The organism is Arthrobacter sp. NPDC080073 (assembly GCF_040686575.1).
In the GTDB taxonomy this organism is placed as follows: domain Bacteria; phylum Actinomycetota; class Actinomycetes; order Actinomycetales; family Micrococcaceae; genus Arthrobacter.
Genome location: NZ_JBFBKR010000020.1, coordinates 1 through 20796, shown reverse-complemented (window position 1 = coordinate 20796; position 20796 = coordinate 1). Strand labels below are relative to the sequence as shown.

The window sequence follows — 20796 nt, the reverse complement described above, 5'->3', positions numbered from 1 at the left end:
ACCATGCTTCGTTCGCTGTACTCCGGAATCTCCGGCCTCCGTGCCCACCAGGCCATGCTGGACGTTACGGGAAACAACATCGCCAACGTGAACACGGCCGGCTTCAAGGCTTCCTCGACCCAGTTCCAGGACACACTTTCGCAGATGACCCAGGGCGCAGGCGCCCCGCAGGCCGAGACCGGCGGCACCAACCCCGCCCAGATCGGCCTCGGCGTGCGCGTGGCGGGAGTCAGCACCAACTTCAGCCAGGGTTCATCGCAGAACACCGGGCGAGCTACTGACATGATGATCTCCGGCGACGGGTTCTTCATCACCAGCAAGGCCGGCCAGCAGCTCTACACCCGCGCCGGTGCCTTCGACATGGACGCGGCCGGCCGTCTCGTGAGCCCCGACGGCGGCATCCTGCAGGGCTGGTCCGCGGCCAACGGCGCGGTGAACCCGGGCGGTCCCGTTGGCCCGATCGCCCTCTCGCCCAACACGACGTCGACCGCCGTTGCCACCACCAAGGCCTCCCTTGACGGGAACCTCCCGTCCGACGCGGCCGTGGGGACAAGCGTCGAGCGCCAAGTCAAGGTCTACGATGCCGACGGCGCCTCCCGCAGCCTGACTCTGACCTTCAGCCGCTCTGCGGGCGGCTGGGATGTGGCCGGGGCAGATGCCAACGGCGCCACAGGCCACTCGACGCTCACTTTCGCGAATGGCGCCCTGAGCTCGGGCGGAGCCATGACTGTCGGCGGCATCACGGTGGACATGTCCACTGTTACCGGCTTCGCCGCCATGAGCACGCTGACGGTCGGCAGCCAGAACGGATCCGAGGCAGGCAAGCTGGAGTCCTTCACCCTCGGCGGGGACGGCTCACTCATCGGCTCGTTCAGCAACGGTGCCAAGCAGGTTCTGGCACGCGTGGCCCTTGCGCGCTTCACCAACCCCGGTGGCCTTGAGAAAGCAGGTAGCTCGACATACGTGGCCACTGCCAACTCGGGCGCGGCCCAGTTGGGCGCCCCGGGCGACGCCGGACTCGGAACCTTGACTGCTGGGGCCCTGGAGATGTCCAACGTGGATCTCTCCCAGGAATTCACCAACCTCATCGTCGCCCAGCGCGGCTTCCAGGCGAACGCCCGCATCATCACGACGTCGGACGAGGTTCTGCAGGAGCTGACGAACCTGAAGCACTAAATCCCCGGAAAACGTAGAACGGCTGGAAGGCTATGCGCGCTCGAGGTTGTAGGCACTTCATGCGTTGGCGGTCGCTGGGTCCAACTCGCTGAATCGCATCCTGTAGGCGCTTGGAGACAGGCCGGTGTGCCGTTTGATGAGGCTGCGAAGGTTCGCCGCGGTTCCGAGTCCTGAGCGGTGGGCTACCTCGTCCATGGTTGCCGGGGTACGTTCCAGAATGCGAAGGGCCAGCTGGACGCGTTCCGTGGTGAGCCAGGCGAGCGGCGTTGTGCCGAGTTCGTCTTGGAAACGCCGGTGCAGGGTAGCGGGGCTGACGTTGGCGTGGCGGGCGAGGTCGGTCACGCCGGTGGTGAGCTCCAGGCGTTGTCTGGCCCATTCCAGGGTTGCGGAGAGCGGCACGTGCCGGGATTCAGGGAGCGCTTTGTCGATGAACTGCTGCTGTCCGCCTTCCCGGAAGCCGGCGAAGACGAGACGTCGGCTGACGCGGTTGGCGATCTCTGCTCCATGATCGATTCGCACGATGTGCAGGGAGAGGTCCAGCGCTGCCGCGCTGCCGGCGGAGGTGAGGATGTCGCCGTCGTCGACGTACAGTTCGTTCAGTCGGAGGTCGACGTCGGCGTGCAGTTGCCGGAATTGGTCAGCGACCTGCCAATGAACGGCCGCGGGGCGTCCGTGCAGCAGCCCTGCTTCGGCGAGGGTGAACGCTCCGGTGCAGAGACCGACGAGCCGGGCTCCCCGTCGGTGGGCACGTCGCAGGGCGGCCAGGACCTCCGTGTGGCTGGGCGTGTCGAGGTAGGGGCGGTTGGGGACCACGATGGTGTCCGCCGTCTCAAGGGCTGACAGATCGGCTGTCCCGGTGAGAGTGAATAGACCGTCCCGCATCAGGATCGACGGCTGAGCGCTCACCACCTGGGTTTCATAAAGTTCGAAACCGAACTGTTCTCGGCGACGGGTGCCGAACACTTCGCAGGCGCATGCGAACTCAAAGGGGTTGGATCCCTGGTCCACCAGGATCGCGACCGAATGCGGTTGAGAGGATTGTTTCGGCACGTGCTATTTATAGCACTCACCAAGGGTGAAGGTGACCCTGAAGACTTGAACCATGAGTAAGCACAATGTCTTCGATGAGGCAGCCGAGCTGCAGGAGTACTGGTCACAGAAGGTCCTCTGCCAGGCCAATGGGAACCTGTTCAAAGTTGCCAAGGGTATCGGGGCCGTGAACTGGCACAGCCACGAGGACCAGGACGAGACCTTCCTGCTGCTCGAAGGGAACCTCACTGTTCAGTTGCGCGACCGGGAAGTCGACCTGCGCCCCGGGGACCTGTTCACCGTGCCACGAGGCGTCGAACACGCCCCGATCGCCACCGAGGAGGCCCGGTTCCTCATCGTTGGACCGGCCGTTACCTCGAACGCGGCGGGCGGGAAGCCCGCATGGAGCTACCGTGACGGCAATGGGTACCTCATTTAGCGAAACCCCACCGCCAGCCCTCCTGCCACTCAGTTTCTGGCTTCCGACAAGTCTGGGCCATCCCTGACATCCCACGAGGGGGTTGGCGGCGGCATTCTCGTGCCGCCGCCAACCCCATTTGTGGGGTGCGGCTTAGCCGGCGCTGGCGCTGAAGCGATTCTTCCCGGCGTCGACGTCGTCAATGCGGACAGCGACCCGCTCGCCTTCCGCGGCGTCACCCAGTCCCCGCACCAGCCCCGGCATACCGTTGGGAGCCTCGACAATGGCGCCGAAGGGCAGCGTCTTGGTTACAGTGGCGGTGACGAGATCGCCGGCCTTGAGCGCGGTGTTCTGTGGTTCAGTCATGTAATTCACCTCCTTTCGCAGACTGATTTCCTATTCAGTCGGAGGAGGTGGCGGGCCGCGCGCCTGGCCGCGGGATACGAATGCCCGGTGACCGCGAGGCGTCAAGCAGCTATCGGAAAGCCAATCCGTGCATGGCGTGCGGCCGGTCCGATATTCACGGCTTCATTCTATGACATGCCCAAACCATGGCATATGGGCTGCCGATCCGCGGCAATTTGCCTCGGAGGGCAAGCGCAATTTGACGACTATAGAAGCATCATGGGCACGGCAAAAGCTAGGAGCAGGGCTTTTCCCGCACACATGTGGACGATGGGACCCGTCGGCCCGCCTGCACCCAACCGCCTGGGGGCCACACCGCCAAAAAAGTCGCCGCCGGGACCGGCGGACGTGCAAAGCCTCGGTAACTGCCCCTGCCGCTTGGGATGGTTCATTATCGGGTTGCCCCTCGACCACAGGGCAAGGCACAAGCTCAATTCGGGCTTGCACGGGTTTGATCGCCTGAGCCCAAATGCCGGGGCAGCTGACTCTCAAGTTCTGGTCCTGCTCACCCCGGGCTCGGCAGCCTGGGAACGACCATCCCGTGCTCAATGCGTTCTGGGCTGCGTCACGCCACGCACTTTTTTGTCGCCGGACTCCTCCCCAACCCCGGAATCCCGGGCTTGTGGTCCGTCGGGGAGGCTGAAAATGTGCGTGGCGTGACGCTACCCATTCAGAGTTGAAGGGTGGTCGGCCTGGACGCCGGCCACCCTTCAGTCATTGCTGCATAACTTAGAGTCCGGAGACCCCGTTCGGAGTGCCGACGCCCGTCGGTCCGTCCCATCCGGTGCCGGAGAGGCACCATTGGCTCGTGGCGCAAGTGCCCGTCGAACCCGAGGCGACGTCGTTGAATTTCCCGGAGTTTGTGTACGGGAGGGAGTTGGCCAGCGCCGTGGAGCTGCCGGAGTTTCCGGAAAGCGCATACATGGCCGCGATCAGGGGTGAGGACAAGCTCGTGCCTCCATACTGGGCCCACGACGAGGCAGTACTGCTGCTCGGCGCATAGACTGCCAATCCGGTCTGCGGATCTGCGACGGCGGCGACGTCCGCAGAGGCGCGCTTGCCGCATCCCGTGCCGAACGTGGCTGCTGCCGGCAACGCGGCATTGACGCTTGAGCATCCGGATCCCGAGCCGGACCAGGCAGACTCGCCCCATCCGCGCGTGCTGGTGTTCTTGACCAACGATGTGCCTCCCACCGCGGTGACGTAACTCGAGGAAGCCGGGTAGGACGAGCCGGTATACCCGTTATCACCGGTTGATGCTGTTACGGCAATGCCCGGGTGGTTGTAGTACGCGCCGTAGCTGGAGTCTGCGGAGTCCCCGCCGCCGTAGCTGTTGGAGATCGCCGTGACGCCCGGCTGTTTGGCGGCCGTTGCCACGGCTGTACCAAGATCGCTGAGGCCGGCTGTTGTCGCCTGTACCACCAGGATCTTGCAGTCCGGGCACGCTGCCGAGACGGCGTCGACGTCAAGCGCTGTTTCGTCGGCCCATCCGGAATTGAACTTGGGAAGCTTGTTACCGCCGTTTTGGTCCTTGATGGTGAGGCAACCGTTGCTGACCGTACATGCCGGAAGGCCGAACTGTGAACGGTAAACGCCGAGATCGCCTTCAAGGTTCGGATAGCCATAGGCATCCACGATGGCGACGGTCCGGCCGCCGGACATGAGGCCCGTGATGTTGTAGGCGCTCTGGATGTCCGCAGGGGTCTTGCCGGTGGCGGGCGGGGTGCTCGAAGCGGGCTTGGCTTGTCCTCCCTGCGGCAGGGCCTTGGCCGGAGCCGTTGAGTCGTCGACGTACTTAAGCGCAAAGCACGACGCACTGCCGGCTGGGACATCGGCGCAGACCTTCTCCGCATGCCAATTGGCGGACGGAGATGGTTGGGCAACTGCCGCCGGCGCTGTGGCTGAGACCGCACTCACCAATAGCAACAACGCTGTGGAAACGCTAAGGATCTTCTTCACGAAACCTCCACGAGGATCAATAAGATCCGATTTGACAGGATTGTCAACTCGGCGTGACAAGCTTCGCACCAAACAGCACAATTGTCACCCACGTCACATTCGTCACCTCGGTCTCATGCGCCACCAGGGAGATCCATCGTTGGGTTACCTGATGGGGGCTGCGGATGTGTCCGCGACGGCGCGGATCTCCATATGGCCTTGGGCCGTGCGCCCGTACGCCGGTCACCTCGACGCCGGCGCGGGCGAGCAGGTAGCCGAGCATCATGCCGGCCGGTCCACCACCGGCCACGCAACAGCGGGTTTCCCAAGATGGTCGGCCGGGGTTGGAGCCGGGGGCGGTTGCGCCGGCTATCCCTAGCTCATCTGATCGACCGGCTGAGGCCGTCAAGGATGAGGTTTAGCCCGAAGTCGAATTCGTCCCCGAAGTCGTAGCCGGGCCTGAGGACGTGTTCGGTGGCAATCTCGATCATGTGGGGGTATTGACCGGTCGAAAAGCGTTCAACGATGGGCGCTGTGATCTCCGATGCGGTGTCCCGGCCGTCAAATGGCAGGGCGGCTTCCTGTAGCGCGAATCCGTAGATGTAACTGTCGAGCAGGGCGTAGGCATGGGCTGTCATTTGAACGGAAAAGCCTGCTGCCCTCAAAGTCGCCAGCGTCGCTTCGTGATGGCGCAGGTTCGCTTCGCCTGGGGAAGAACGGCTCTCCAACAGACCGACCGCCCACGGATGGCGTTTCAGCGCGCTGCGCACTGCGTGTGCCCGCCGGTACATTTCCTCCCGCCAGTCGCCCGCGGGAGAGGGTGATTCGATTTCGCAGAAGACCATGTCCACGATGCCGTCCAGAATCTCATCCTTATTGGCCACGTAGTAATAGAGCGACATGGGCTTGGTTCCCATGCTCTGGGCGAGCGAGCGGATGGTCAGCGCTCCGATTCCGGACTCGTCGGCGAGATCCACGGCGCAGCCGAGCACCCTTTCGCGGCTCAGCGGAAGGCGCCGCTGGGGGAGGGGCTGTGCAGTGTCCGGCATCGTGACTCCTTCGGGGTCTAGCTATTTGGTACATTGTACGATAATCTTTTTAGTACAGCGTACGAAAAGGTGCGCACCCAATTGTGTGGAAAGGAACGGCCATGACCTCTGCTCAACATGCTGCGGAGACTCCGATTTCGAGCGGCTCGCCCGCGGCGCAGCCGCAGGCGTCGGTCATGATGCGGGCCATCGTGCAGGAGGCCTACGGTTCCGCCGAGGTCCTCCACATGGCGGAGATTCCCACGCCGAAGATTGCCGAAAACGAGGTGCTGGTTCGGGTCCATGCTGCAGGCTTGGACCGCGGGACCTGGCACGTAACCCGGGGCGTGCCCTACGCGCTGCGCCTGGCCTTCGGCATCCGCGCCCCGAAAAACCCCGTCCCCGGGCTGGACCTGGCCGGCACGGTCATGGCGGTCGGAGCGGCGGTGACCCGGTTCGCCGTCGGGGACCACGTCTTCGGCGTCGGGAAGGGCTCTTTCGCTGAGTACGCGACGGCCCGCGAAAGCCAGCTCGCGCTCAAACCGGCGAACATCAGTTTCGAACAGGCCTCGGTGGTCCCCGTTTCCGCTTGCACTGCGCTCCAGGCTCTGCGGGCAGGGGGCCAGATAGTCCCGGGACACAAGGTGTTGATCCTTGGCGCCTCGGGAGGAGTAGGCAGTTACGCCGTTCAGCTCGCCAAAGCAGCCGGGGCCGACGTCACAGGCGTTTGCAGTACAGCCAAATTGGACCTGGTGCGTTCGCTCGGCGCCGACCACGTGCTCGACTACACTGCGCAGGACTTCGCCGACGGCACGGAACACTACGATCTGATCCTGGATATCGCCGGGAACCCCACCCTCGCACGCCTCCGCCGGGCACTCGCCCCTACCGGCACGGCCGTTATCACCGGCGGCGAAGAAGGCGGCTCTTGGACGGGCAGTATCGACAGGCAATTCCGGGCCCTGGCGCTGTCCCGGTTCATCAGCCAGCGGCTGACGATGGTCATGGCGACACAAGGCGTTGCAGACCTCGAATACCTTGCCGGGCTCATCGGCGCCGGAACCCTCACCCCGACTGTCGACCGCAGCTATCCGCTGGAGCAGGTTCCGGATGCCATGCGCTATTTCGACGCCGGCAAAGTGCGGGGGAAGATCGCGATCACCATCCAAGGCGTCCTCGGCAGCTGAAACAGGCCCACGCGGGGACTGGTTGTGATCGGCCCCGCGTCACGCCGGGCAACTTCTTGGCCCAACGACTCCACTCAAACCCCGGAATCCCGGGCTAGCGGCCAGCTCAAGGCATCAAAAACCTGCTCTGCGTGACGCCGGGACAGCCCGCACCAATCACTGAGTTCCCGCCCCGCCCTCTTACAGCGAACTTGCAGCTTCTGTCCGGTTTCCGCACTGTGTCCGGTTCTATCCTGAGGGGGTGGAGCAGAATACGGAGTCCGGGAGTGGTGATCGGGCAGCCTCGCGGGAACACCGTGAGTCCCAGTTGAGGTTGAGCCGGCGCGGCTTCCTTAGCGGGGCCGGGATGGCAGGCGCGGGATTGCTCGCCGGCCTCGGCATCGCGAGGACAGGCGTATTGCCCGGAGGCACGGCCCCGGTCAGCGCGGCTACACCGACGCCGACGGCGTCACCCTCGCCGTCGGCGGGCACGGCTTCCGCCCCTGCGATCCGTAGCTTCGTTTCCACCGCTTTGACCGCTGCGCGCGTTGCCAGCTGGGCTACCGGTCCTACCGGGGCAGGCCTGCTGTTCGTGGGTCCGATGGGCCACGGCACCAACGGGCTGATCATGGACAACCACGGGGAACCGGTATGGATGGAGCCGACAGGTTCCGGGGTGACGGACCTTCGGGTACAAGCCTTCGAAGGCCAAACGGTTTTGACCTATTGGACTGGAATCGGAACCGGGGGACACGGTGTAGGAAAGGGTGTCGTCAAGGACGTCCACTACCGCACCGTGGCCGAAGTCAACACAGGCAACGGACTGCAAGCGGACCTGCATGAGTTCACCATCACCCCCGCCGGGACGGCGTTGATGATCTCCTACCCGACTGTTCGGCATGACCTGACGTCAGTGGGCGGACCTGCGCAGGGCTACATGTTTGATTGCCATGTCCAGGAAATCGGCATCCGTTCGGGCAAGGTCCTCTTCGACTGGACGGCCTCGGACCACATCGACGTCACTGAGTCCTATGTGCGCCCGTCTGACAATCCCAAGGCCGATGGCTCCGACGCGACGAAAGCGTTCGATCCGTTCCACCTCAATTCCGTGGACGAGAGCGGGGACGCACTCCTTGTCTCGTCCCGCCACACGCACACCGCCTATTTGATCGGCCGTTCCGACGGGAAGATCCGTTGGCGTCTGGGCGGGAAGCGCAGCGATTTCTCGATGACGCCGGAGTCTGTCTTCGCTTGGCAGCACGACGTTCGACGCCGGCCCAACGGCATCATCAGCATGTTCGACAACCATTACAACCAAGGCACCACTGGGACGTCGCGCGGGCTGCTCCTCGCCGTCGACGAAAAGGCGCGCACCGCCGTCGTCAAGCAGGAGTTCAGCAGGGGCGGCCACCGGGGCGATGCCGAAGGGAACGTCCAGTTCCTTGATAACGGGCACGTCCTGGTGGGCTGGGGAGCGGACCCCGCCGCCACCGAATTCACTCCCGACGGGAAAGCGGTGTTCGAAGCGACCGGACTGGGCGACGCCTCCTACCGCACCTACCGCTCGCCGTGGACAGGCCGGCCGGACACCGTCCCGGACCTGGCGGCGGTGCCCGGCAACGGGTCCACGATGCAGCTTTACACGAGCTGGAACGGCGCAACCGAGGTTGCCAAGTGGAGGTTCCTCACGGGAACCGGTCCCGGGTCCATGGCCGAAGCAGTGACGGTTCCGCGTCGGGGCTTTGAAACGTCGACGGCGGTGGCTACCGCGCCGAGGGCCGCCGTCGAGGCTTTGGACAAGTCAGGCAACGTTTTGGCGACGTCCGCGGTCATCGCCACTGCCTGATTCCGGGCCCTTCGCTTCCCGGCCGCTTCCCGGACGCCTCCCGGCCGAGCTACGGCAAAATGTGTTCGTGCGCGGCTGCCTCCAAGGCCTCGGCCTCTTCCTTGGCCATGCGGGTCTCTGCCTCGACGTCGATGCGCCGGGTCATGAGCCAATACAGCCCAGCTGAGACGGGGAGCCCGATAAACAGCGAGATGTCGGCGCCGTCAAGCGCGTGGGCTATGAACCCGACGAAGAGCTTGCCGGCCGAGAAGAAGGGAATCATCACCACAAAGCCGACGAGGTAGGAGATGATGCCAGGCCAGCCCCAGCGTCCGTAGATCCCGTCCGGCTTGAAGATCTCCGCGATGGCGTAATGGCCCTTGCGGACGATGAAGTAGTCCGTGAGGTTGACCGCCGTCCACGGAATGAAGAAGTACAGCACCAGCAGCAGGAAGTCGTTGAAGTTGGCCAGGAAATCGGCCGAGGCAAGGTTCGCCAGGACCACCGAAATGAGTGCGGTGATGGAGATCGTGATGATCCGGAGCCTCAGGGTCGGCCTGATCTGCCGCACGCTGTCGACGGACGATATCAGGGTCAGCGAGCCGCCGTACATGTTCAGGGCGGTCACGGACACCAAACCCAGGGCGGCGACAATCAAGGCGATGTCACCGAATCCGCCGAAGAGCTGGTCGGCGGTGGACTTGATCGAGCCGATGGTTTCGAAATTTTCCCCGGCTGCGGCGCCGATGTATGCGCCCAGGAACATCACCCAAATACCGCCGAGGGCGCTGCCCCAGAACGTCCACCGGAAGGTGCCGCGTCCGCTGGACGGCGGAAGGTAGCGGGAGTAGTCCGAGACGTAGATGGCCCAGGAGATCTGGTAGCCGGCCGCGACGCCCAGCTGGCCCAGGAACGGCACCAGGTGGAAGTCGGCCAGGTTGTATGCGCCCGCGGGTATGGTCAGCTTCACGGCCGCGATGGTGAGCAGCGCCAGCATGATGATGGTCAGGTACGTCAGGTAGCGCTCAAAGGCGTGGATGAGGTCGTAGCCGAACAAGGCGATCACGACGGCAATAATCGTGACCACCCAGAACCAGAGGCTTTCGGACCCGACGTTGACCGATTTCTGGATGGCCTGGCCTGCCAGGATGGTGTTGAAGATGTTGAAGCCCGCGTACTGGAGATAGGCGAAGAGCCAAACCAGCAGGGCGCCGATGTAGCCGAATTGCGGCCGGGACTGGATCATTTGCGGCAGGCCGAGTTGGGGGCCCTGCGAGGAGTGCGCGGCCATGAACAGGGTGCCCACGAGCACTCCGATGGCGATCGCGAGCAGCGACCAGATCAGGTTGCCGCCGGTGGTGATGCTGATCAACCCTACGGCCAGGGTGGCGATCTGGGCATTGCTGACGAACCACAGCGGCCCGATGTGTGAGACCTTGCCGTGCCGTTCGTTCAATGGAACGTAGTCGATCGACCGGACCTCCAGTCCGCGGCCCGATCCTTTGTCGGTGGTAGTGCTCATGGCGTTTCTCCTTCGATGCGTAGGTGCATCTTGACTTTGGTTTAGCACAGAGTTGGGCGGCCTAGAAGAGGCCGCGAGATTCCTAAACGAGCCGGTGGTGCCGCCACGTGGGGAACTGGTCCCGGGCTGCCTCGACGGCACCCGGTGAGATGTCAAGCGTCGCGGCGGCGGGCTCAGTGCCGAGGCTATGCAGGACAGTTCCCAGGGGGTCAACGAGCATGCTGTAGCCGATGGACACCGGCGGAGTCTGGGAGACCGCCGCCACGTACACCCCGTTCTCGATTGCCCGGGCCTTGGCCAAGCTGGCCCATTGCTCGGTCTTGGCAGTGCCGGGAACCCACGAGGAGCAAACGAGGAGCACCTCGGCCCCGGAATCGGCCAGGACGCGCGCCAACTCCGGGAAGCGCAGGTCGTAGCAGGTCATCAACCCGAACGTCATGCCGCCGCAGGAAAAGGTGACAGGCACCGGCTCCGGCGCTGCTTGGATGTAATCCGATTCGCGGAATCCTTGGCAGTCAAAAAGATGGATCTTCCGGTAGCTGGCGAGGCGGGAACCGCCCGGACCGATCGCCACCAACGTGTTGAAGGCCCGGTCACCTTCCCCTTCCCCGGAGCTTTCCAGGAGGCCAACGACGACGGCGATCCCGTAACGGGCCGCTGTCGCCTGGAGCCTTGCGGCCACCGGGCCGTCAAGGGGTTCGGCCATGTCCACGAAGCTCTGGTCCACCCGGCTTTTCTCATACGTCGAGTACTCCGGGAGCACAATGAGGTCAGAGCCCTCGCGGGCGGCCCTGGCACAGTAGTCCGCGATGAGGTCGAGGTTACGGCCGACGTCCGTCCCGGAATCGATCTGGGCTAGGGTGATGCGCACGCAGTCCTCATTTCTCAGTGTTCAAGCAGCAAGCTGTGACATGCCGTCACACCAAGGCGGCTTCCTTTTCCTCCATCACCATCTCCGGCGGTGCCTTCCGGAACCCCTTGGTGATGATGCCCAGCACCACGACGCCGACGCAGAGCCAGATCAGCCCGAGCGTGATCGCATTCGAATCCAGCTGGGAGAGCAGGAACCCGTCGATGATCGCGCCCATCGCCGGCATGGCCACGTAGAACAATACGCTGAGCCGGTGCCCCGAGCGTCGTTGGCGCAAGTAGTAGGCAATGACCGAGACGTTGACGAGGGTGAAGGCCGTAAAGGCACCGAAGTTGATGAACGACGTCGAGGTGGCAACGTCCAGGAACATGGCGATGAGTCCCACCGCCCCTGTGATGACCAGGTTGAACACGGGCGTGTGGAAGGACTTGTTCAGCGCCCCGAAGACCTTCTTCGGCAGGACTGAATCCCGGCCCATGGCGTACAACAGGCGCGAGGCGCTGGCTTGTGCCGCGAGCCCGGAAGCAAACTGGGACACCACGAGTCCCGCCAGGAAAACTGCGCCGAAGAACTGCCCACCGATCTTCAGGGCAATGTCCGACGCCGCCGACGCAGAATCGTCGAACACTCCGCCCGGGTGGATCAGCTGGGTTGTGTAAGACACGACAACGAAGATCGCGCCGCCGATGAGTGCGACGAGCATGATCGCCTTCGGGACGGTTTTCTTCGGCTCGATGGTCTCCTCGGTAAGGGTGGACACGGCGTCAAAGCCGAGGAACGAGTACGCGGCAATGGCGGCTCCGGCGGTGATCTTGTCGAAGCTCGATGTGTCGTTGAAGAAGGGAGCGGTGCTGACCAGGGCGCTCGCCCCGGAGGTTGAGAGCAAGGTTCCAACGGACAATGCAACGAAGAGGGCTATCACCAGGAGCTGGAAAGCCATCAGCAGGTAGTTGGCCTTGTCCGCCACTTTGACTCCAACCACGTTGAGCAGCGTGGTGATGGCGATGAATGCGACAATCCAGACCCCGATGGGGATGGCGGGGAATTGTGCAGTGAGGTAGGAGCCTCCGATCAGCCAGATGACCATCGGGAGGAACAGGTAGTCGAGAAGGACTGCCCAACCGGCCAGGAATCCGATCCGGGAATCGATGGAGCGCCGGATATAGGTGTACGCGGAGCCGGCCACCGGATAGGCAACAGCCATCCGTCCATAGCTCTGCGCGGTGAAGAGCATGGCGACCATGGCCACCAGATAGGCCGACGGCGATGCGCCGCCGGTGGTTTCGGCGATCACGCCGAATATCGCCAGGACGATGAGCGGGGTCAGGTATGCCAGCCCGAACAGGACCAGGGAGGGCAGTTTCAGGGCGCGCGTGAGGCTCGGTTGCGTTGTCACCGGTGGTTCCTTAGGGGTTGGAGGACCGCGGGGTCCACGTGGTCGGGTCGATCCGGCCTTGGTAGATGGGCAGCTCTATGGGCGGCTCGCCGGGGCGGAATTGGGACCAGGGACGGTTGAGGTTTTCGGTCCCGTGCGTGCGGACATGCTCGACGGCGGAGAGGTCCAGTTCCGCGGCGAGAAGGGTGGGGGCGTCGTCGTCGGCCTCGGCTATGGTGTTCCCCTCGGGGTCGACGATCAGGCTGAGTCCTTTGCCGGTGGGGCCCGCGCAATTGACGCTGACCATGAAGACCTGGTTCACAATCGCGTTTGCCTTGGCGAGGACGAGTTCTTGCTTGCGGTCCGCCGTCGTGGTTTTCACGACGTTGAGGATGACTTCGGCGCCCATCCACGCAAGCTGGCGGGTTACTTCGGGGAACCAGGCGTCGTAGCAAATGTTCAGGCCCACCCTGCCGATCCCTTCCAGGTCAACGGTCGTGAAGCGATCGCCAGGGTCGTAGGGCTCAAAGGGGCGCCAAGGGAAGACCTTGCGGTAGTAGCCGGCAAGGTCGCCTTCCGGGGAAAGGACTAACTGGGTGTTGAACAATTGCCCCTCGGGCCCGCGTTCGCAGACGCTGCCCGGAACCAGCCAGATATCCAGGTCCGCTGCGAGCTGCCGCAGCTCGTTGACCCGCGGACCGTCCAGCGGTTCGGCAGAGTCCTGCAACACTTCAGTACGCTGCTGATCCGGGTAGGTGTCCCCAAAGAGGTGCAGCTCGGGGAAGACCACGAGCTTGCTTTGCGGTTGGATCGCGACTGCGGCGGCGACCTCGGCTGCGAAGGCCTGGATTGGCTCGCCGATCAGTCGGGGTGCCGCTTGGGCAGCGATGAGGGGAAGGATGCGTTGCACTTGTTTCTCCACGTTGTCGTTGTGACTCGCCTCATATTAGATCATAATGATCAAATAAAAGGAAGGTGGATTTTGCCCCGTAAAGTAGCGGATATGACCCGTCAGCTCGAGGACGCCACCGGCGACTCACCCATCGATGCTGCCCCTTTGCTCGGAATCGACCGCAGGAGCGCAATCGATGCCGTGCGGCTACGGATCGGCATGGCCATATCTTTGGGGCTGCTCCAGCCGGGGGAGAGGCTGCCCGACCAGCAAGACGTCGCGCTGGGCCTGTCGGTCAGCCCGATCACGGCTCGCAGGGCCCTGGCAAGCTTGGCTGATCAGGGCGTCGTTGTCCGGCGTCGCGGACGTGGCGGCGGAACCTTTGTCGCTGATGAGCCGCCGCGGAACGTGCTCGAGGAGCTCGCTGCGTCGCCCGCAGAATCCCTTGCCGTGAACCGGCTGGTGGACCGCCGGCTCCTGTTCGAATGCGCGGTCACCCACTTCGCTGCAGTCAATGCCACGGCAGCGCAACTTGACGAGCTGGAGCGGCTTACCCAGGAAATGGCCGGATCAAGCAATTGGTCCGAATATCACCAGGCCGACGAGAGGTTTCACCGGCTCGTCGCGGCGTCCTCAGGCCTGGGCGCTGCAGTCGACGTCTACAACGAGGCGCTGGCGGAACTCTACGCCTACTTCATCCCGTACCCGATCGAGTTTCTCCACGAGTCCAACCGGGACCACATCGCGCTGGTGAACGCCCTGCGGGCCGGCGACGATCTCGGCGCGGTGGAGGTATCGCGGCGGCACGTGGATGTGTTGCATAAGACGATGTTCATGGGCCTGGCTGGCGGCGACGGCCGGGACTGATCCGGCGTGCGTCACGCACGGCAACTTTTTGGGGGTCTGCAGCCTGCCAAACCCCGGATTTCCGGGCCCATCGCGAGCATGATCTGCCAAAAGTCGGCCGGGCGTGACGTGAACCCGCTTCAAGGCAATCCCTCCAACCGGGCCCGCGCCGATTCAGCGGTGCGGCGTTCCCGGGCGGCCGTCCGCGCTGCCTGTTTGCGGTTCCGCTCGGCCAGGGTGATCGCCCACTCCGTGGCGGCAAGCTCCTGCTGCAGCGCAGCCAGCTTGTCTTTGGCAGCTTTGACTTCGACGGCGAGTTGCTCGCTCCGGCGCACGGCCTCCGACTTTTCCCGCTCGGCCTGGGCGAGTTCCAGGTCAGCCTTGTCCGCACTGCGCTCAGCCTCCACGAGCGCAGCCTGTGCCTTCTCGCGTTCGCGCTCCGAGTCAGCGCGCCCGCGCTGGGAGTCCTTCCGCCCGCGCTGCCGCCCGCCGTCGTCGGACCCTTTTTCGGTGGTATCCACCGCGGGAATTGCGCCCGCAACCGCTACCGCGCCCGATAGGTCCACGGGTTCCAATCCGTTCGTGGACAACGAGCGCACCAGCTGTCCGCTGCGGAGCGCCGCGGCAGCGCCGGGATCCGTCATGGCGGCCCGCAGCGTGGCCTCGATCTCCATCGCGGCGGCGCAACTGATTTTGACGCCCAGGCCTTCCGCCACTGCCCGGGCCTGCTCGACGGCGGCGCCCAGGACGCGCGGGCGCTGCTGGCCGAGCGTGCGGAGACGGTCGTGGTCCTGCTGCTCCTGGGCCCTCCCGAGCGATGCCCCGAGTTCCAGGACACCCGCGAATTCCTTGGTGCCGTGCCGGACGAGCATGTTGACTGCCCACGCCGCCGTCGAAGGCTTGGGCAACTGTGCGAGCTGTTTTGCCAGTTCCGCTTCCCCTGCGGACTTGGCTTCCTTTGCCCGCGCAGTGCGGGCCGCCGTGAACGCCGAGGGAACCAGTGTGTAGAGTTCGGCGGCGATCGCGGCCAGATCCATCGTGGACGCCCGCGCTGTGCTAATCGGCCAGGAACTCGGCGAGTGCGTCGGCCATGACTCCGGGTTCCCAGCCGTGGTTGGCGCCCGCAATGGTGGCTTTGCGGGCACTCGGGATGTTGGCCACGATGGAGTCGGCCGCTTTCGGCATGATCGGGATGGTTTGCTCGCCGACGATCGCAAGGGTGGGCTGGGTGATGCCGGACCACAGCTGGGCGCGCGGCGCGGACTGGGTCCATGCGAGGGATTCGGCATCAGCGGAAAGGCTGGGGCCCAACTCGAGCATGATGGGCCATCCTGGACTGTTCTTAGCCCCGGCGAGCCACTCGGGCGGCATGTCCTTCATGTAGTACTCGATGGTGCTCGCCTTGTCGCCGGATGCGATCCGTTCCTGGAGCCCGGCGAAGAATTCTGCGCCGCCGGTGCCGAGTTCATCGCTCAGGGGAGTCTCCCAGAGGGCCAGCTTCGTGACGGGCAGGCCTGCTGCCGCCGCAGCCAAGGAAATCGAGCCACCGGAAGAGCTCCCGAAGAGCGCAGCTTGGCCGCCCGCGATGTCGATAAGCGTGGCGAGATCGTCAATGTTGTCCTTCAGCGTGAAGGACGGAGCCTCGGCGCTTTCCCCACGGCCGCGCCTGTCGTAGTTCAGCACCTTGAAACCCTTGGCGGCCAGGAGCTTCGCCATTTCCACCGTGTTGGCGTCGAATCCCCTGAATTGCATTGCACCGCCAACCAGGATCACGGCAGGTCCCTCGCCGTATTGGTCATACCCGATGCGGGTACCGTCTTTCGAGATCACAAATTCGGACATCCCAGATCCTTACATTTGGCGGACAGTAGGTTCCTAAACTCTGGCGCTCGGCCACCGACGGGTCAAGGGTAGAAGGGGGCGGGCCAGGAGTTCTTAAGAGCTTCTTAAATGCCGCGCGCGAGAGTTGAAGCAGGCCGTACTACGGCCGTCACCATCGAACCGGAGAGCCGCATGCCATCAGACGCCAAGCAGAACGATTCCACGGAAGGCCGCGCTTCCGCGGTCGTCCGTCACGGTGTGCCGTTGCTTCCGCAGCCCCGGTACTGGCTTCTGTGGGGCATTGTCCTCGCCGCGGCAGTCCTTGCCATTGGCTTCAGCGTGCAGTCGGTAACCGGCCTGACCGCAAACGAATTGGGCGTTGACCAGGAACTCAGCCGCCATCACGTGGGCGCATTGACCACCGTGGCCATGGCACTGAACTTCCTTTTCGCCCCCGTAGCGGGAGTGTGCATTGTCCTGGTGATCGGCTTGTTCGTTTTCCTGGTTCGTAAGTCCTTCGTGCGGGCGGTCATGTTTGTGCTCTTCGCGTGTTCGGGCTGGGCTGCCAGCGAGGTATTCAAACTCATCGTTGCCCGTCACCGGCCCAACCCTGCGCTTCTTTTCGATCCACTTTCTCCGGAAACGAGTTCCAACAGCTTTCCCAGCGGCCATACCGCCTTCGCCGTAGCGCTCGCCTTCGCCGTGTACTTCCTGGTCCGGGGCACCCGATGGGGCGTGATCACCGCGTGGGCCGGCGCCGTGCTGGCCATAGTGGTGGCGTGGTCCCGGATCTACATCGGAGTCCACTACCCCAGCGACGTTATGGCGTCATTCCTGGCCACCAGCGCCGTGGTCATCGTCTTGGCCGGGCTCTGGAACCGGTACGCACCGCGAGTCATCGGGCGGCTGCCTTTTGGCGTTGGTCCAGAAGCATCTTCGTCGGACGCAACCACGACCCAAGCAAACGGATCCTGAGGAGGACCCCATGCACGTACTTTCTGCCATGCCCGCATTCCTTGATCCCACCACCCTCCTTCAGGGCTTGGGTCCCGCGGCGCTGGGCGTAGTGGCGTTGATCGTCTTCATCGAATCCGGTCTCCTTTTCCCTTTCCTGCCGGGTGACTCTTTGTTGTTCACTACCGGCCTGCTTCACCAGCAACTGCAGCTTGAATTGCCGGTGTTGATCGCCGTCGTATCGGCCGCCGCCATCGCCGGGGACCAGATCGGCTACATGCTCGGGCGCAGGTTCGGACGGCTCTGGTTCAAGGATGATGCCCGGGTCTTGAAGACCGCGCACTTGGACACGGCCGAGGAATTCTTCAAGCGCCGGGGCGGCCCTGCGATCGTCTTGGCCCGTTTTGTCCCCATTGTGCGGACATTTGCCCCGCTGAGCGCAGGCATCGCCCGCTACAACTACAAATCCTTTACTCTGTGGAACGTCGCCGGTGCCGTCATTTGGGCAACTTCCGTGACCCTCCTGGGCTCCTGGCTGGGACACTATGAGTTCGTGGCCAAGAACATTGACGCTATCGCCGTGATCATGGTTTTGATCTCCGTCTTGCCGTGGGGAGTCGAGTTCCTCAAAAAGCGCAAGGCCAAGGTGGGCGCCGCGAGTGGGCGTGCTGAGGAGTAACCGGCGTTTCACGGAAGAATAGACCGCATGACAACAGCTGAGCGGCCGTCCCTCCTCGTGGTCGAAGACGACGCCGCGCTGGGGCCGCTCATCAGCGAGCTCCTGGAGCCCGACTTTGCCGTTCACCTGGCCGTCAATGGGAGCGAGGGCCTCCACCTTGCCTTGACCCGGAGTTGGGATGCGATGGTCATTGACCGGGGGCTGCCGGTCATGGACGGTATCGCACTGATCAAAGCCCTTCGGGCCAAAGGGATTGGCACCCCGATCCTCATCCTGACGGCGCTCGGTGCCACCGATGAGAAGATCCAGGGCCTTGATGCGGGGGCGAACGACTACATGAGCAAACCGTTCGACGCCATGGAACTGGCCGCCCGTTTGCGAGCCTTGACCAGGACGTACGCCCTGCCGCCCCGGACTCTGGGAATCGGGGACTGGGAGCTCGACGCCGGTGCCCGTTCCATGCGCTCCGTGTATGGTTCCGTGGTCACCCTGACGGCGAAGGAAGCCGGGCTCCTCGAAACCTTGGCTGGCGAACCCGAACGTGTCTTTACCCGTGAAGACCTCATCAACGCACTGTTCCATCCCACGGACCAGCCGGGCGTGATCGACACCTACGTCCACCACTTGCGCCGTAAGATCTCCAAAACTGTGATCCGGACGGTCCACGGCCTCGGATACCAGATCGGCGACCCCCATGATTGAGAACAATGCCCATGACTGAGAATCCGGACCAGGCGACGCTCCGCAAGGCGTCCCTGAAGATCGCGGTGCGGATCAGCGCGGCATGCGCGATTTTGGTTCTTTGCCTGCTGGCGGCCGCCGCGATCTACCTTTTCAACCAGGCACAGCATCCAACGCTGCCCGGACCAGGCGAATCCGACTCCGTCTATGCGTATCTGGACACAAAGGACCTCCTGAAGGCCATGATCGTTGCCGGCATTGCGGGGATCCTCCTTGCCGGGGCCATCGGCTGGCTCACCGCGCGGAGTGCCATCAGGCCCCTGGGAGAAGCGCTCGCATTGCAGCGACGGTTCGTGCAGGATGCAAGCCACGAGTTGCGCACACCCCTGGCCATCCTGGATGCACGCGTCCAGTTGGCCCAGCGCGATGCCCCCGCGGATTCAAAAACCGGGGAAGCTCTCGCCCGCATCCGCAACGACACCGCGACCCTCACCGGCATCGTCAACGAATTGCTTGTGGCAGCCACCGGCTCGCCTCAGGCTGTATCAGCAGAGCCAAGCGATCTCGCCAAGGTGGCGGGCGCCGTCGTCGAGAGCTTGCAACAGCTCGCGGGGGAGAAAAACGTCCGCGTCACCCTGATGGAAAGGGACCGCCCCTTCGCGCTCATTGACAGCAACGGCTTCCGCCGGGCACTCCTTGCCCTGGCCGACAACGCGCTGGCGCATACCCCTGCTGGCGGCCAAGTGGGGATTACGACGGCGGTGCTCGGCAACCGCGCGGTGGTGACCGTCTCGGATTCCGGGGCCGGGATCAAGGGCGTTGACCAGACCCGGATCTTTGACCGCTTCGTGAGGACCCACACTCCGGACGGCGTACCTGGCCAGCGCAGCTTCGGAATCGGCTTGGCGTTGGTCCGTGAAATCATCACGGGCGCCCGCGGCACTGTGGAGGTTGAGCGCAGCGGTCCGCGGGGAACGGTCATGAGGATCACGCTGCCACTCGCCCCGACCGGCACGGCACCTCGCCCGGCATAGCTTTCTTAGGCGGCCTGCAGTTCGGTGGCGTGGGCGTATTTCAGCGCCTTGGCGTGGTGTCGTAGTCGCCGTCGGTGGCGTTTGGAATGTGGTGCCGCGGTATCGGGCGGGTCGGTGCTTCTTGTCAGCCTGGTTCCCGGTAGGGGTGGGGCTGTTGATCGGTAGGTATGGCCGGTGGGGGTGCGGATGTCGAGGACGTGCCGTGTCCCGGGGCTTGTTTCTGCCATCCAGCCGGGGAGTTCTTTGGTGTGGTTGCAGGCCTCGCACAGGCCTGCGCCGTTGGCCAGGCTGGTGGTGCCGCCGTCATGCCAGGGAACGAGGTGGTCGAAGTGCCGGATGGGCGCGTCGCAGTAGGGGGTGCGGCAGGTCTCGTCCCGGGCCTGGATGAAGCGGCGCATGCCCGCCGGGAAGAGCCGCGCCTTCGAGTCGGCGGCGACAAGGTCCCCGGTTCCGGGGGCGGTGTAGAGGCGCCGGAGCCAGAGCTTGAGTTCTTGACCGCTCTCCGGCTCGCCCGCCGTGAGCAGTGTTCTGGCCCAGGCTGCGGGGACGATGCCGTAGCCGGGCAGGCGGGCCGGTTCGGCGTCGCCCTGGAACAGGGTCCGGTCGGTCATGACGAGCTGCACTTCGACCCCGGTGATCCCGCCGGGGGTGCCGGTGGTGCGTTCGACCAGGGCATCGGCCATGATCTGGCCCCGGGACCGAGTCTCCTCCCCGGTGGAGCGGAGGGTGTCGGCGTGCCGGGTCAGGGCCGCGTGCACGGCCACGCCTTGGGCGACCGGGAGCAGCGCGGTCAGGTAGGTCATGGTGTCCGGTGCCGGGCGGAGGCTGACGTGCCGTTCGGCGGCGGCACGGGCCGCCCGCCGGGTGACGGAGCGGGGGTCCCGGCGGTAGGCCGCGGCCCGGGCCGCGGCGATGATGGTCTTGTCTCCGGCGCCGTCGAAGACTCCGGTGTCGGCGGCGAGTTCCTCGTCCACGGCGCAGCGGTCTTCGGCGGACAGGCAGGCCGTTTCCTTCACCAACAGGGTCGCGCGCCATTCGTTCAGCTGTCCGGTCTGGAGGGCGGCGAGGGTGTGCGGCATTTCGGTCACGAGGGCTGTGGCGAGTCCGTGGAGCCGGGAGCCGCGGGCGGGGGATTC

The 20796-nt window shown here is 64.4% G+C and carries 21 protein-coding genes; 9 read left to right on the top strand and 12 right to left on the bottom strand.

Annotated features, from left to right (window positions below; all coding sequences use genetic code 11):
* Nucleotides 1-3: 3 nt before the first annotated feature.
* Nucleotides 4-1176: a flagellar hook protein FlgE gene (locus AB0O52_RS18795; RefSeq protein WP_364540744.1), complete on the top strand. Its 1173-nt coding sequence runs from the start codon at nucleotides 4-6 to the stop codon at nucleotides 1174-1176.
* Between the two features lie 57 nt (nucleotides 1177-1233).
* Here the strand turns inward: AB0O52_RS18795 and AB0O52_RS18790 are convergent, their stop codons facing one another.
* Nucleotides 1234-2226 (bottom strand): helix-turn-helix domain-containing protein, encoded by a 993-nt coding sequence (locus AB0O52_RS18790; protein ID WP_364540741.1) that lies wholly within the window; start codon nucleotides 2224-2226, stop codon nucleotides 1234-1236.
* A gap of 52 nt (nucleotides 2227-2278) precedes the next feature.
* Here AB0O52_RS18790 and AB0O52_RS18785 point away from each other — a divergent pair, with 52 nt between their 5' ends.
* A complete protein-coding gene (locus AB0O52_RS18785; protein WP_364540739.1) occupies nucleotides 2279-2644 on the top strand; it encodes a cupin domain-containing protein in 366 nt (121 codons plus the stop codon).
* A 132-nt stretch (nucleotides 2645-2776) separates the two neighbouring features.
* Here AB0O52_RS18785 and AB0O52_RS18780 read toward each other — a convergent pair whose 3' ends face one another.
* From AB0O52_RS18780 to AB0O52_RS18765, 4 genes are all read right to left on the bottom strand, one after another.
* Entirely contained in the window at nucleotides 2777-2989 is a 213-nt protein-coding gene (locus AB0O52_RS18780; protein WP_364540736.1) for a hypothetical protein, read from the bottom strand.
* 768 nt (nucleotides 2990-3757) lie between these two features.
* Nucleotides 3758-4987: a hypothetical protein gene (locus AB0O52_RS18775; RefSeq protein WP_364540733.1), complete on the bottom strand. Its 1230-nt coding sequence runs from the start codon at nucleotides 4985-4987 to the stop codon at nucleotides 3758-3760.
* Nucleotides 4988-5030: 43 nt separating this feature from the next.
* The gene (locus AB0O52_RS18770; RefSeq protein WP_364540731.1) at nucleotides 5031-5375 is read right to left on the bottom strand and encodes an FAD-dependent monooxygenase; all 345 of its coding nucleotides are present in this window, start codon (nucleotides 5373-5375) and stop codon (nucleotides 5031-5033) included.
* Nucleotides 5347-6015, bottom strand: coding sequence for a TetR/AcrR family transcriptional regulator C-terminal domain-containing protein (locus tag AB0O52_RS18765; protein WP_364540728.1), 669 nt, complete (start codon nucleotides 6013-6015; stop codon nucleotides 5347-5349). Before AB0O52_RS18765 ends, AB0O52_RS18770 begins: the two co-directional genes overlap by 29 nt.
* 101 nt (nucleotides 6016-6116) lie before the next feature.
* On the opposite strand from AB0O52_RS18765, the gene AB0O52_RS18760 reads away from it, so the two are divergent.
* Both AB0O52_RS18760 and AB0O52_RS18755 read left to right on the top strand, forming a co-directional pair.
* Nucleotides 6117-7181 (top strand): NAD(P)-dependent alcohol dehydrogenase, encoded by a 1065-nt coding sequence (locus AB0O52_RS18760; RefSeq protein WP_364540725.1) that lies wholly within the window; start codon nucleotides 6117-6119, stop codon nucleotides 7179-7181.
* 241 nt (nucleotides 7182-7422) lie between these two features.
* Nucleotides 7423-9006, top strand: coding sequence for an arylsulfotransferase family protein (locus AB0O52_RS18755; RefSeq protein WP_364540722.1), 1584 nt, complete (start codon nucleotides 7423-7425; stop codon nucleotides 9004-9006).
* 49 nt (nucleotides 9007-9055) lie between these two features.
* Here the strand turns inward: AB0O52_RS18755 and AB0O52_RS18750 are convergent, their stop codons facing one another.
* From AB0O52_RS18750 to AB0O52_RS18735, 4 genes are all read right to left on the bottom strand, one after another.
* Complete coding sequence (locus AB0O52_RS18750) at nucleotides 9056-10507, bottom strand: cytosine permease (RefSeq protein WP_364540719.1); 1452 nt, start codon at nucleotides 10505-10507, stop codon at nucleotides 9056-9058.
* 82 nt (nucleotides 10508-10589) lie between these two features.
* Entirely contained in the window at nucleotides 10590-11378 is a 789-nt protein-coding gene (locus AB0O52_RS18745; RefSeq protein WP_364540717.1) for a carbon-nitrogen hydrolase family protein, read from the bottom strand.
* A 46-nt stretch (nucleotides 11379-11424) separates the two neighbouring features.
* On the bottom strand, nucleotides 11425-12774 hold the full coding sequence (locus AB0O52_RS18740; protein WP_364540714.1) for an APC family permease: 1350 nt from the start codon (nucleotides 12772-12774) through the stop codon (nucleotides 11425-11427).
* A 10-nt stretch (nucleotides 12775-12784) separates the two neighbouring features.
* Nucleotides 12785-13663 (bottom strand): carbon-nitrogen hydrolase family protein, encoded by an 879-nt coding sequence (locus AB0O52_RS18735; RefSeq protein ID WP_364540711.1) that lies wholly within the window; start codon nucleotides 13661-13663, stop codon nucleotides 12785-12787.
* 93 nt (nucleotides 13664-13756) lie between these two features.
* On the opposite strand from AB0O52_RS18735, the gene AB0O52_RS18730 reads away from it, so the two are divergent.
* Nucleotides 13757-14512: an FCD domain-containing protein gene (locus AB0O52_RS18730; protein WP_364540708.1), complete on the top strand. Its 756-nt coding sequence runs from the start codon at nucleotides 13757-13759 to the stop codon at nucleotides 14510-14512.
* A gap of 119 nt (nucleotides 14513-14631) precedes the next feature.
* On the opposite strand, the gene AB0O52_RS18725 is transcribed toward AB0O52_RS18730, so the two are convergent.
* On the bottom strand, nucleotides 14632-15528 hold the full coding sequence (locus AB0O52_RS18725; protein ID WP_364540706.1) for a hypothetical protein: 897 nt from the start codon (nucleotides 15526-15528) through the stop codon (nucleotides 14632-14634).
* 19 nt (nucleotides 15529-15547) lie between these two features.
* The gene (locus tag AB0O52_RS18720) at nucleotides 15548-16333 is read right to left on the bottom strand and encodes an alpha/beta hydrolase (RefSeq protein ID WP_364540703.1); all 786 of its coding nucleotides are present in this window, start codon (nucleotides 16331-16333) and stop codon (nucleotides 15548-15550) included.
* 108 nt (nucleotides 16334-16441) lie between these two features.
* Here AB0O52_RS18720 and AB0O52_RS18715 point away from each other — a divergent pair, with 108 nt between their 5' ends.
* The 4 genes from AB0O52_RS18715 to AB0O52_RS18700 are packed head-to-tail and all read left to right on the top strand — an operon-like array spanning nucleotide 16442 to nucleotide 19660.
* Complete coding sequence (locus tag AB0O52_RS18715; RefSeq protein WP_364540700.1) at nucleotides 16442-17287, top strand: phosphatase PAP2 family protein; 846 nt, start codon at nucleotides 16442-16444, stop codon at nucleotides 17285-17287.
* 10 nt (nucleotides 17288-17297) lie between these two features.
* Entirely contained in the window at nucleotides 17298-17945 is a 648-nt protein-coding gene (locus tag AB0O52_RS18710) for a VTT domain-containing protein (protein WP_364540697.1), read from the top strand.
* A gap of 27 nt (nucleotides 17946-17972) precedes the next feature.
* The gene (locus AB0O52_RS18705) at nucleotides 17973-18647 is read left to right on the top strand and encodes a response regulator transcription factor (protein WP_364540694.1); all 675 of its coding nucleotides are present in this window, start codon (nucleotides 17973-17975) and stop codon (nucleotides 18645-18647) included.
* 11 nt (nucleotides 18648-18658) lie between these two features.
* Complete coding sequence (locus tag AB0O52_RS18700) at nucleotides 18659-19660, top strand: HAMP domain-containing sensor histidine kinase (protein ID WP_364540691.1); 1002 nt, start codon at nucleotides 18659-18661, stop codon at nucleotides 19658-19660.
* Between the two features lie 5 nt (nucleotides 19661-19665).
* Here the strand turns inward: AB0O52_RS18700 and AB0O52_RS18695 are convergent.
* Nucleotides 19666-20796 (bottom strand): DUF222 domain-containing protein (locus AB0O52_RS18695; RefSeq protein ID WP_364540689.1); only part of this gene is annotated, 1131 nt, incomplete at its 5' end.

Bases quoted from the DNA above. Each gene is read 5' to 3' on its own strand.
- AB0O52_RS18705 (WP_364540694.1), top strand. From the start codon at position 17,973: ATGACAACAGCTGAGCGGCCGTCCCTCCTCGTGGTCGAAGACGACGCC.
- AB0O52_RS18725 (WP_364540706.1), bottom strand. From the start codon at position 15,528: ATGGATCTGGCCGCGATCGCCGCCGAACTCTACACACTGGTTCCCTCG.
- AB0O52_RS18780 (WP_364540736.1), bottom strand. From the start codon at position 2,989: ATGACTGAACCACAGAACACCGCGCTCAAGGCCGGCGATCTCGTCACC.
- AB0O52_RS18795 (WP_364540744.1), top strand. From the start codon at position 4: ATGCTTCGTTCGCTGTACTCCGGAATCTCCGGCCTCCGTGCCCACCAG.
- AB0O52_RS18720 (WP_364540703.1), bottom strand. From the start codon at position 16,333: ATGTCCGAATTTGTGATCTCGAAAGACGGTACCCGCATCGGGTATGAC.
- AB0O52_RS18700 (WP_364540691.1), top strand. From the start codon at position 18,659: ATGACTGAGAATCCGGACCAGGCGACGCTCCGCAAGGCGTCCCTGAAG.
- AB0O52_RS18730 (WP_364540708.1), top strand. From the start codon at position 13,757: ATGACCCGTCAGCTCGAGGACGCCACCGGCGACTCACCCATCGATGCT.
- AB0O52_RS18785 (WP_364540739.1), top strand. From the start codon at position 2,279: ATGAGTAAGCACAATGTCTTCGATGAGGCAGCCGAGCTGCAGGAGTAC.
- AB0O52_RS18710 (WP_364540697.1), top strand. From the start codon at position 17,298: ATGCACGTACTTTCTGCCATGCCCGCATTCCTTGATCCCACCACCCTC.
- AB0O52_RS18750 (WP_364540719.1), bottom strand. From the start codon at position 10,507: ATGAGCACTACCACCGACAAAGGATCGGGCCGCGGACTGGAGGTCCGG.
- AB0O52_RS18760 (WP_364540725.1), top strand. From the start codon at position 6,117: ATGACCTCTGCTCAACATGCTGCGGAGACTCCGATTTCGAGCGGCTCG.
- AB0O52_RS18715 (WP_364540700.1), top strand. From the start codon at position 16,442: ATGCCGCGCGCGAGAGTTGAAGCAGGCCGTACTACGGCCGTCACCATC.
- AB0O52_RS18765 (WP_364540728.1), bottom strand. From the start codon at position 6,015: ATGCCGGACACTGCACAGCCCCTCCCCCAGCGGCGCCTTCCGCTGAGC.